Below are 10,953 nucleotides of genomic sequence, written 5' to 3' on the forward strand. Positions count from 1 at the left end.
TCACAATTTGCCGCCGACAATCCAGCGCTCAGGAAACTGGCCATCTGGTTGAAATCGAAAGGAAATGACGTGCGCAAAAATCTTTGTATCATTGCGATAGCAGCCATAGGTCTCGCGGCCTGTGTGACACCACCACCCGCAGGCAAGATTAGTGACACCGCCGTCGCTCAGACCACCCTCTCTATCGCCGCACAGGCGGTCGACATTTGTGGCCGCACTTTCCCGAATGTGACCGGAGCAGCTGACGCGCTGCAACGGGCAGGATTTTCAGAAACCGCAGAGCGCTTCGAAAACGGCAACGAGCTGGACGACCCAAGCCGTCAGGTGCGCGTACAAGTGGGCGAGCGGCCCGTAAACGGCGGTCGCAAAGAACATGTTTGCCTGATCTCGGTGATCGGCATGACACCCGAGCAAGGCTTTGCACTGGCTCAGCCGTGGGTGCAGCGGTACGACGCGATCACAAATGCCGAAGCTGGTCAGGGGCTGTCGTCTCGTGCAATTCAGGCTTGGCGAAGTGAGACGCCCGACCGCATCGCCTTTATTGCAGCCAACAAGGCGAACAACGCATTCCGTCAGGCAGGGGCATCCGTCCGATTGATCCTGATCCAATAAGGGGCTCAAAAGAGCGGTCAGGCGCTGAACGATGTAACCGTTGAGAAGAGCGCGACCACCACCCAAAAAACCGCAAAAACTTCAATGGCAAGACGCATGCGGTTCAGGTGCTTCTCCGCAAACCTGAATCGTGAGCACCCCACCTTTCAACGGACGTGTTCTGGACGGAAACTGATGGCAGAGCCCAACATCGGCAAATCCATCAGCTCAGCTCTGTGGCGTCGCAGACTTGCAGATCTCCCTCATGACATCGATGTACTTACGAAACGCCGCCGCTCCGCTTTCCGAGAGGCGATAGACCGTATGCGGCCGCCCCTCGAGCACCATTCGGCTGTGCAAGTACCCGGCACCGCCAAGTTTTTTCAGGTGGGCATCAAGATTCCCATCCGTGATGGAAAGCGACACCTTCAACTGAGAAAAGCTTGGTTCCCCTACGTACAGAAGTAAGCATAGCCGCGTTCTGACCGGTTGATGGAAGATCGCATCGGGGGCCGGTGGAACCGACTGCATCAGACTGTCCGGCGCGCGAATTGCGCGGCGCCCTTGTTCCAGGTCCAGACTGTATCAGACGATGTGACTTCAACGCCACCCAGCCAGCCGTCACGCCTCATCAGACCAAATGCATCTTCCTCTCCGTTCAAAACCCTACGCCCCACCTCCGTGAGGCTCACGCGCTGGTCGTCAAATGTTGGTGGCGCTTCTGATGTGAACGAAGGAAAGCGAAACGGGGATGGTTCACACGCCGCAAGGCCAGCCGCACATAGGGAGCCTATGATTTGGTACGTTGGCCAATCCCCGATGAAGAGTGCGGTTTCCATGTCCATGTTCTGCAAGAACAGTCTCTTTGGGTTGCTGACATTTTGGCCCATCAAACTCAGCACTTGCGTCTCTGTCCGGGTCAATCCGGTTACCGCGTTCGGGAATTCTTCAAAATGACGCTGGAGTGCGGCCGCTAAAAAGGACAGTTCGCGCAGATCATTGTCCAGAAACGCCAATAGGTCATTTGGATCACTGGACCGAAATGCCGCCCAACCCGCGGCTGCCAGTTTGAGCATTGTCTCGGTCACCGGTTGCTGCAACGGGACAAGCGATGCCATCTGGTCCGCATTCAGCTGTCCAATCCCCTTGAAATCCGGCTTTTCGGCAAACCGATCGATGCAGATCATGTCCAGCCTGATGTCGTCCATAGGCGCGCGCGAGAACCAATCGAGGATTTGCAGAATTTGAAGTTGGTCGAGCAGGTCATGCTCGAACCATAACGTCACCTTGTCGTAGCTTGGCGCGGCGTTCAGATGTCGGTCCCTGAGTTGAAAATCGCGTTTGACATCTGTTGCGTCAGCATCAGGACCAGCGAGGTATTCTGCGCGGAGATTCCCCAGTTCGGAGAGGGACAGCTTTGCCGGAAACGGACCATGATGCATGGGATCACGCCACGGCAAAACGTCGCCGGTCACAATGCTTTGCTTGATGGTGTTCGCGGCACCATCGCCATTCGTGATGTTCAGGGTTTTCATCGCAACCTCACAGGTTCAATTACTCTGTAAAGCAGAGTCACTCTGCGATTCAGAGCACCTTGTCAAACGATTTTTGAGAATCGTTGGTTCAATGACCGCTTGCGCAACCGACCCAACTCAGTTTCTTCTGACCAGAAATACGACGGGGGAGGCGCGCAGCGCCGGGGGCAGAGCCCCTAACCGTAAGGCGCATCCTGATGCGCCCCCTACCCCAACATCGGCAAGTCGGTCGGCTCAGGACGCGCGCCGGCCGCCGTCAACATTCCATGAATCTGCCCACGATGATGGGTCTGGTGATTGAACAGATGCGCAAAACACACCGCCGCCGGTTTCTCAACGCGCACGTCCCCTCCCCCGGGATACCACGCAATCACACCCTCCAGATCGGATGATGCGAGACCTTCGGCCCACGCCGTCACCTCCGCATCCCGCTCGGTTCGCAACACTTTGAACGCCGCCCAATCCCGCGGCGCCTCCAAAGACACAGGCACGCTCAACTCCGGCCGCGTCTCCCCTGTAATGCGGGCCAACCACAGCGCATCATCCCACAGCACATGATTGAAAGTGGCTGCAATAGAGCCGAAAAATGCCCCCCGATCCAGCCACCGTTCGACATCACTCAACGTATCTGCCGCCGCAACAAGCGATCCGTTCTGCCAGGCGTTGTACCGCGCCATCAGACGCAGATGCTCTACAAACTCAGACAACGATCCGCACCTCGCTCACATCGCCATCCACTTCGCGACACGCCGCCAAAACCCGCCGCTCCAGATGCGTCTGGACATAAGCCCCGTGAAAGCGCGACGGCGCCCGCAGGGTCAACCGCCCCCCTGCCCGCTCAACCCGCTCCAGCCCGGCAATCCACGACGCGTACACGCCGGCATCCTCCGCATGCAGCACCGCCTGCGCCAGCGCCCACTCCGTCCCCTTCGACACATCCGGCGCAGCCACGGCCCCTTTCACCGGCAAAGACACCACCTTCGGCGCCTCCTCCTCCGCAGCCCCCATACGCAACTCGAAATCCGGCCCCACGGCCGCCCAATACGCCTCCGTATCCAGCAACATGCGCTCCAGATCCAAGCCATGCTCAGACACACGGCCCCGCGCACCCTGCCGCTTCACGACCAACCAGCCCCGCGCACGCAACAACGCCATCTCGCGCTTCACCGTGCGCTCGTCCACAGACCACAGCCGCGCAATCTCGCGCTGCCCCACGGCCAGCTCGTCACGAGCCCAATTGTAGCGCGCCGTGATGAGCGTCATCAGGCGCAGCACCCGCCGCTGCTCATGCTTGCCCTGCGCCAAAGCAAAGGCACCCAAGGCTGTCAGAATATCGTATTTGCGCGCAGACGCGCCCCGGCCCACCGGCCTCAGCGTTTGCATCACTGCCCTCATTTTCTTTGAATGGTCCGGACTGCCCCGAACAACACCTGCCAACGGTGGGTTTCCCCGCGGTTCTGGCCGCTTTTCCGTCTCTGCTCCTGATTTGCGTCCGAAGCTGCGATTCTGTCAAGGGCAGATGTGGATAACCTGTCAGACCCAAACCCATTTCAAAAGAAAAACAGGTTTAAACGGTATTGGGGGACATCCTGTTTGTCCCCTATTCCAACCCTTTTGTCACCCAATAGATGGTGGAAAGCAAAAAACTGTCCCCCCAAATCTGGTCGGTCAACACAGCGGTCGCGTCCATCACAGAATCACAACCATTGCCCCTGCATCCATGACGCAACGCCCGATCTGTCCCCGCGGGGACAACCATATTCCCCTTTTGCTTTTTCCGCAAAATCAGCGTAAATCTGGAAATGAGCAGAATTAGCGTCCCCAACGGGACCAAAAACCACCTGTCCCCGCGGGGACAAACGTACAGGCAGCGCATGTTCACGCACACAGACCTCGCCCAACTCCAGGCGCAATCCCTCAAAATGCAGGGCTTCATCCGCCAGCAAACCTACTCTCCCGAAAGCGAAAAAACGCTTCGCCGCTTCTCAAGCTGGGAGGTGGCGGAACTCATCTTCAAGGCCAACCAATCCACCCTGCGCGGTCGCCTCGGCGCTGACCCCTCTCTGCCCCAGGGCATCGTCGAAGAAGACGGCCGCCAACGCTGGTACACGCTCGAAGAAATCAACGAGTTGCGCCGCCGCATCAAGGTGAACCGCAAATCGCTCATGCCCCACCGCCCGGCGAACAAGCGCGCGATCCGCGCCGCCATCGCCAATTTCAAAGGGGGCGCGGGCAAGTCCACAACAGCCCTCCACTTCGCTCACGCCGCCGCTCTCGACGGCTACCGAGTGCTGTGTGTTGACTTCGACCCACAAGCCACGCTCAGCCACTCCATGGGCCTCAGCGACGTTGCCGAGGAATACACCGTCTGGGGCATCATGGCCCGCGATCTGGGGCACGAGACCGACCGTATGAACTCCGCCCTGCGCGGCGCGGAATCAGGCACCGCCCTGCCCCAGCGCAAACTGCCCGCCGCCATTACCGACATGGGGCTCAACGACCTGCGCGCCAGCGATTTCATAAAGCCCACGAACTGGCCCACCATCGACATCGTGCCCAGCTGCGCCAACGCGGCCTTTGTCGAATTTGCCTCCGCCCAGTACAGGCACATCAACCCCGAATGGTCCTTCTTCGCCGCCGTCTCGCGCTTCCTCGACCAGATCGCGCCTGACACCTACGACCTCATCCTCTTCGATTGCCCGCCCGCCATCGGCTACCAGTCGATGAACGCGGTCTTTGCCGCTGACGTGCTCTACATCCCCTCCGGCCCTGGCTACTGGGAATACGACTCAACCACGTCTTTCATCGGCCAGCTCTCCGAAGCGCTCGAAGATCTCAGCCGCTTCAACGGCCTTGTCCCCGCGGGGACAATGACCCTGCCCAAGACCTTCCTTGACCTTCGCTTCCTGCTCACCCGCTACGAACCGGGCAATGAACTCCATCGTGCCATGCAGGGCGCGTTCCAGAAAGTCTTCGGCGATCGCGTCTGCGAACACCCGATCGAAATGACCCGCGCTGTCGAACAATCCGGGCGGTTCCTCAGCAGTATCTACGAAATGGACTACCGCGATATGACCCGCGAAACCTGGCGCCGCGCCCGCGCCTCGTTCGACCGGGCCTATGAAGAATTCAAAACCAACCTGGGAACAGCCTGGGACCAATTGGAGGATGAGGCATGAGCAAACGCCGCGTATTCGACATCGACTTCGAACCCGACGCGGGTCCCGGGCCCGAAACTGCACCAGACACCCCTGCCCCGGCCGCTGAGCAAACGCGGCGTGGCCCTATGGCCGCTGCGATCTCGGAAAACGCTACAGCGCTCAGTGAACGCCATACGGCGGAGGCTGAAATCCGGGCCGAGAATGATCGCCTTGCACACGAATATATGTCTCTAAAAAGGGACGGAGCCATCGTGGCCCGCGTTCCCCTCGGGGACGTGGCGATGAAAAAACTGACCCGCGACCGCAGTACAAACCGCGACCCAGACCTTGAAGAGTTAAAGACCTCGATCCGCGACCTCGGCCTCTCGAATCCGATCCAGGTCGAAGACACCGGCGACGGCTACGAACTGATCCAAGGCTTCCGCCGCCTTAGCGCCTACAAATCTCTCTACGAGGAAACGGGTGACGACAAATACGCCTCCATCCCCGCCGTCCTCGTGGCCAAGGGCGAGGCACTCGAAAAACTCTACCGCCGCATGGTCGACGAAAACATGGTGCGGCGAGATATTTCGTTCGCCGAGATGGGCCAGCTTGCCGCCAGCTATGCCCGGCAAATGGACCTTGAATTGAACGATGCTATCGCCGTTCTTTTTGCATCTGCGGGACGGCAAAAACGTCACTACATAGGCAGTTTCAGTCTCTTGATGGACAAACTGGGACCCCGCCTGCAGTTCCCCGAAGCGATCCCCCGCGCCCTCGGTCTGAAGCTGATCAAGGCGCTGGAAGAACAACCGCGCGCGGTCCAACAACTGAACGTCCTACTAGAACACCAGAAACCCACTGATGCGATTGCTGAACTGGCCGTTCTGAACAAGGTTGTGGCCCCCAAGCCCGTCAGCGAACAAACAGCACCTTCGACCTCCTCCAAGACCACGATCAAACTGAACCGCAAGGCGGGTGCGGTGAAGGTCATCGGCGCCAAGGGCAAGATCGAATTGCAGATGAACCGCGACTTCGGATCGGTCGACCCCCGCAAGCTTGAAGCCGCAGTGCGCGCCCTTCTCGACCAGCTCGATCTGTAATCTGTCCCCGCGGGGACAAACACACAAAGGGAACCGTTTTCCCAACGATGCGTACGCTGCGTTAACCCACCTGTCCCCGCGGGGACAAAACAGAAAGCCCGCCAATTCGGCGGGCTTTTTTGTTGGTGCCGGCCAACTGTCCCCGCGGGGACAGATCCGATTAACCCAACTCTTTTTCGATGATTTCGTTGATCAACCGGGCAAAACCTTCGGGATCTTCCTCATGAGCAAGATGACCCAATTCGGTAAAGCGATGCAGGGTGGCGTTGCGCATCCGGGATGTCACCTTTTCGGACACCTCGGGCGGCACAGTGGCGTCCTTGTCGCCGACAATGAAGTGCACAGCCGACGGGTGGTTTGGCAATCTGGCTAGACACGGATCCAAGGCCCATTGCGCCATCATCAACAGTGTCCCATCCACATGGTTCCGGTCGGCGACCAATTGGCGATATAGCTCGAGGCCATCAGCGTCCAGTTGAGAACCAGTTGAACTGATAAGCGCTTTGATCCGGTCCGGTCGATTGGACGCGCCCGAAAACAGGGATGCTGTGAATGGCACTGCTGCTAGCACCTTGGCCATCATGGGAAAGACAAGCCCAGCAAGACCAGTGAACTGTGCCAATGCGGCATTAATCCCAATGACCAAGGGCGCTTGTCCCCGCGGGGACAGATCGCTTTCGGCGAGCCTCAAAGCAACGGCTGCGCCCGCGGAATGGCCAATGATGACATCGGGGATCCAGCCTTCTTGGTCGCACAGTTTGGCAATGTCTTCAGCCATCTGCTCAAGTCCGCTGCGATGTCGTGCACCAAGCTGGGTGAATCCCTGTCCTGGCAGGTCCAGAGCGACGATGTGATGACTCTGTGCGAGTATGGGTATGAGGTCGGCATAGGAGTGGGTCGATCCCCCGGCACCGTGCAGCATCAGCAGTGTTTTGCCCGCACCTGTTTCCTGGATATGCCAACGATGCACGGGTCCTTGTTCCCGCCGGGACAGTTCGGAATTGGGCCATGTGTGAATTTGCGCCCAGTCCATGTTTTAGCTGTCCAAAGCCGCTTGCACCGCGCCGCTTAGCCGCTGCGCGTCAGCGCGCGGGAGGGCAACGTAGGGAGCGTCCAAAGTGCGGCTCAGATCCTTCAGAGCGGGTTGAGGGCGGTTGGACATGTCGATCACCAAAGCAGCCGTTCCCGAGCCGCGCAAGGCCCTCGCCATCGTGGTCGCGTCTTGCGCGGCCTGCGCCCGGTTTGCTTGGCCGTCGAGCGCGATATTTGCGCGTCCGTCAGTGATCAAAATGACGGTCGGTGTCAGTCCTCTGGCACCGCTTTGCTGCGCGAGCAGGAGGGCGTGTTGCAGGCCGGAGGCAAGGGGGGTGCCGCCTCCGCCGGGAAGGGCAGAGAGCCGCCGTTTGGTCTGGACCAGGGAACGGGTGGGGGGCAGCAGGGTTTCAGCCTCGGTACCCCTGAATGAGATGAGCGCGACGTGGTCGCGGCTGGCATAGGCGTCGGCGAGCAGGAGTTCGATGGCACCTTTGGCCTCGCCCAGTCTGGACACGGCGGCTGAGCCGGACGCGTCCACCGCGAAGATCAGGAGGCGGTCGGATTGTTCGGCGTAGCGTTTTAGGCGGATGTCGGAGGGGCGGATGAGGAGGCCCGAGCGGTTGGGCTGCTGTTGGCGGCGCAGGGGCTGCCACGGGGCGGCGGCGCGCAGCGTGGCAACCAGGTCGATGCGGGAGGTGCCGTCGAGCCGTCCGGGGCGCGAGGGTAGGGGGCGGCCGCGGCGGTTGCTGCTGCGTTTTTGACCGGCGCCAGCACCGCCGGATGTGCGGTTTGTCCCCGCGGGGACAAGTCCGTTCAGGAGGTCTGCTGGGAGCAGGGATTTGATGGTTTCGACCAGCATATCTGTGTCCGGGAATGCGTCGTTTTCCTGGTTGTCCCCGCGGGGACAGTCATCACTTGAAGGTGGGGGAGGGGAGCTTTCCTGGTCCTCCATGTCCTCTGGGATCGTGGTTGCGCGGTGCGGATAAACGAGAGTTGCGGCAACCTCGACGTCGGCGTCTGTAAGGTGCGCTCGGCCCATGTATTGCGCGTGGGCGCGCGCGGTGCGCAGGGCGAGGGTGGGAGCCCTGAGGGATGCGATGCCGAAGCGAGTGGCGAGCAGGGTGAGCTGCAAGATCGCGTCTGCCGTTTTTACCGCTGTCCCCGCGGGGACAGATTGGGGTGTCCCCGCGGGGACAGCTGGTTTTCGCCCCTCGGGCGAGAGATGGAAGGCGCAACGATCGGCGAGCGGATCGGGGGTGCGTTCGTCGGGTTCGATCCCTTCGTCCAGGAGCAAAAAGCCCTGTGTTAGAGACTGATCGGTGAGTTGAGAGAGTTTGGCTGCGAGGGCTGGCGGGCAGCGTTCGGCCATAGGGAGTTGAGCTATGCAAGGCGCGCTAAAAAATGATTTATTTTCAATGACTTGAGAAAATGATAGCGTGGCGCTTAGGTCGATACCGCCAAAGAGTTGTTCGTCTGAGATGGTGACGGGCAGTTTGCGGATGGGCAGGGAAGGGGTGAAGCCTGCGAGTAGCGCGTCGCGGTCGGGGCTGGCGCGCATGCGTATGACCGCGCCGCCAAGGCCTGCGGGGTCGAGGGCCAGGAGGCGCAGGGCGAGGGCCGCGTTATGCCAGCTTTCCGCTGTCATTGCGTGCTGCCTTTGGCGGACGACACGTCCGCCTTACACGTGGGGGGTGATGCGGTTAAGCGGTGCACGCTGTGGGATAAGTGGTTTGGCGGGGTGAACCCCGCCCTACGGGATGATGCAAGGGCAGTGCGCAATCGTAAGGCGGACGTGCCGTCCGCCGCGCCCGTCATGCCAGCACAGCGTCGACCGTGCGGGTGACGCGGGTGGTGCTGCCGGCTTCGTCCAGCGGATCGCGGCGCAACCGGTGGGACAGGGCGACGGGCGCAATGCGCTTGAGGTGGTCACGGGTGAGCACCTTTTTCTTGTCGAAGGCTGCCAGGGCGCGGGCGGCGCGCAGGAGCGTCAACTCGCCGCGCAACCCGTCGCTGCCGAGTGCGATGCACAGTTCTGCGCAATCGTGTAGGATGGCGTCAGGCGTTTCGATCTGCGGCAGGAGCTTGCGGGCGCCGAGGATCTTGCGTCGGATCTTGGCGTCTTCCTTGGTGTAGGTCTCCATGAAAGCATCGAAGTCCGACTCAAAGGCGTCGCGGCGTTTGATGACTTCGATCCTTTGGGCCACATCATTGGGGCTGCGCACTTCGACCGACAGACCGAAACGGTCGAGCAGTTGGGGCCGCAATTCGCCTTCCTCAGGGTTGCCGGAACCCACCAGCACAAAGCGGGCAGGGTGGCGGATGCTGAGCCCCTCACGCTCGACCACGTTTTCGCCGGACTGGGCGACGTCGAGCAGGAGGTCAACGATGTGGTCTTCGAGCAGGTTGACCTCGTCAATGTAGAGGTAACCGCGGTTGGCACGGGCCAGCAGGCCGGGTTCAAAGGCTTTTTCGCCCCGTGTGAGGGCACGTTCGATGTCGAGTGCGCCTACCACGCGGTCCTCGGTTGCGCCGAGGGGCAGGTCGATGACCGGAGTAGGGACCTTACGGGTTCTTTTTGTCTCTACATTGGCCCAATCGGGGCAGTCTGCGTGCGTTTCAGCGTTGATCGGGCAGCCCTGCACCGCGGTGATCGGGGGCAAGAGGGCGGCGAGGGCCCGCACAGCGGTGGATTTGCCCGTGCCCCGATCCCCAAACACCAAAACGCCGCCAATGCCGGGGTCGATGGCCGTGAGGATCATGGCCCGTTTCATGTCGTCCTGGCCGACAATAGCGGAGAAGGGGAAGGGCGTTTTCGTCATGCTGCGGTCAGATCCAGTTGGGCGAGCGGGCTGGTGCCACCCCATGTGCCGCTGTCGCCAAGGATGGCGAAACGGGCGTAAAGCTCTTCGCGAAACCAGGCGCCATCGCGGACGGCCCGGATTGCTTCGGCGTGGGGGCCGTTTGTGCGGGCGAATTGGGCCATTTCCTGCGGCCCGGGCCAGATGGAGAACGTGACCTGGTGGAGCATGGGGACTTCGCCAATCCCGATCTTGAACACCACGTTGGGGTCACTGCCGATCATGGCCGAGATGTCAGGGACGCGGCCCCAGAATTTGGTGAGGATACCGGGTTTGATCGTGGCGCGTGTGAGGGCGGCCAGTGGGCCTGTTTCAGGCTCTGATACAGGGGAAAACGGCATTCGACCGCTCCATGCGCCGCGGGCAGAGGTGGGGGCCAGAAAGACGGTCCAATCTTCGGAGGCACGGGCGCGGTAGCGTTGGAAAATGCGGGTATGTGCCACGCGTTGTCGCGCCGTGTCTTCGTCCGGCCAGGTGCAGAGGATGGCATAGACGGCGGTGTTGGGCACAGGCGTGAACCCTTCGCCCGTGCCGGAGCCGCAGAGTTTCCAGAACCCGAGATCGGGGACGCGCGACATGGCCAGACGGGCGCCGCCCATCATGGTCAGCGCCCATGCCCGGTCGCGCCACCGCGGAAAACGGAAGAAGGATATGGTTGTTGTCTGGTCCATCAATTCGCACTGGCAGCGTG

11 protein-coding genes are annotated in these 10,953 nt (G+C 60.8%); 3 read left to right on the forward strand and 8 right to left on the reverse strand.

Annotated features, from left to right (window positions below; translation table 11 throughout):
- Positions 1-69 precede the first annotated feature (69 nt).
- Positions 70-612 carry a hypothetical protein gene (locus Q1A51_RS23860; protein ID WP_299606380.1) on the forward strand — a complete coding sequence of 181 codons (543 nt, stop codon included), beginning with the start codon at positions 70-72 and terminating at the stop codon, positions 610-612.
- 207 nt (positions 613-819) lie between these two features.
- Here the strand turns inward: Q1A51_RS23860 and Q1A51_RS24400 are convergent, their stop codons facing one another.
- The 4 genes from Q1A51_RS24400 to Q1A51_RS23875 form a co-directional block, all read right to left on the reverse strand.
- On the reverse strand, positions 820-1,122 hold the full coding sequence (locus tag Q1A51_RS24400; RefSeq protein ID WP_366870367.1) for a transcriptional regulator: 303 nt from the start codon (positions 1,120-1,122) through the stop codon (positions 820-822).
- Positions 1,122-2,126 carry a hypothetical protein gene (locus tag Q1A51_RS23865; protein WP_299606382.1) on the reverse strand — a complete coding sequence of 335 codons (1,005 nt, stop codon included), beginning with the start codon at positions 2,124-2,126 and terminating at the stop codon, positions 1,122-1,124. Before Q1A51_RS23865 ends, Q1A51_RS24400 begins: the two co-directional genes overlap by 1 nt.
- Before the next feature lie 206 nt (positions 2,127-2,332).
- Entirely contained in the window at positions 2,333-2,833 is a 501-nt protein-coding gene (locus Q1A51_RS23870; protein WP_299606384.1) for a DinB family protein, read from the reverse strand.
- Positions 2,826-3,509, reverse strand: coding sequence for a hypothetical protein (locus tag Q1A51_RS23875; protein WP_299606385.1), 684 nt, complete (start codon positions 3,507-3,509; stop codon positions 2,826-2,828). Before Q1A51_RS23875 ends, Q1A51_RS23870 begins: the two co-directional genes overlap by 8 nt.
- 491 nt (positions 3,510-4,000) lie before the next feature.
- On the opposite strand from Q1A51_RS23875, the gene Q1A51_RS23880 reads away from it, so the two are divergent.
- Together Q1A51_RS23880 and Q1A51_RS23885 are read left to right on the forward strand one after the other, a co-directional pair.
- Positions 4,001-5,305 carry an AAA family ATPase gene (locus Q1A51_RS23880; protein WP_299209906.1) on the forward strand — a complete coding sequence of 435 codons (1,305 nt, stop codon included), beginning with the start codon at positions 4,001-4,003 and terminating at the stop codon, positions 5,303-5,305.
- Entirely contained in the window at positions 5,302-6,369 is a 1,068-nt protein-coding gene (locus Q1A51_RS23885) for a ParB/RepB/Spo0J family partition protein (protein WP_299606388.1), read from the forward strand. The genes Q1A51_RS23880 and Q1A51_RS23885 overlap by 4 nt, the downstream gene beginning before the upstream one ends.
- Before the next feature lie 160 nt (positions 6,370-6,529).
- On the opposite strand, the gene bchO is transcribed toward Q1A51_RS23885, so the two are convergent.
- The 4 genes from bchO to crtA form a co-directional block, all read right to left on the reverse strand.
- Positions 6,530-7,402: an alpha/beta fold hydrolase BchO gene (bchO, locus tag Q1A51_RS23890; RefSeq protein ID WP_299606391.1), complete on the reverse strand. Its 873-nt coding sequence runs from the start codon at positions 7,400-7,402 to the stop codon at positions 6,530-6,532.
- A gap of 3 nt (positions 7,403-7,405) precedes the next feature.
- Positions 7,406-9,049, reverse strand: coding sequence for a magnesium chelatase subunit D (locus tag Q1A51_RS23895; protein ID WP_299606393.1), 1,644 nt, complete (start codon positions 9,047-9,049; stop codon positions 7,406-7,408).
- Between the two features lie 166 nt (positions 9,050-9,215).
- Positions 9,216-10,223, reverse strand: a complete 1,008-nt coding sequence (gene bchI, locus Q1A51_RS23900; protein WP_299606208.1) for a magnesium chelatase ATPase subunit I — start codon at positions 10,221-10,223, stop codon at positions 9,216-9,218.
- Positions 10,220-10,933, reverse strand: coding sequence for a spheroidene monooxygenase (gene crtA / locus Q1A51_RS23905; RefSeq protein WP_299606210.1), 714 nt, complete (start codon positions 10,931-10,933; stop codon positions 10,220-10,222). Before crtA ends, bchI begins: the two co-directional genes overlap by 4 nt.
- Positions 10,934-10,953 lie beyond the last annotated feature (20 nt).

Source organism: uncultured Tateyamaria sp. (genome assembly GCF_947496075.1).
Classification (GTDB): domain Bacteria; phylum Pseudomonadota; class Alphaproteobacteria; order Rhodobacterales; family Rhodobacteraceae; genus Tateyamaria.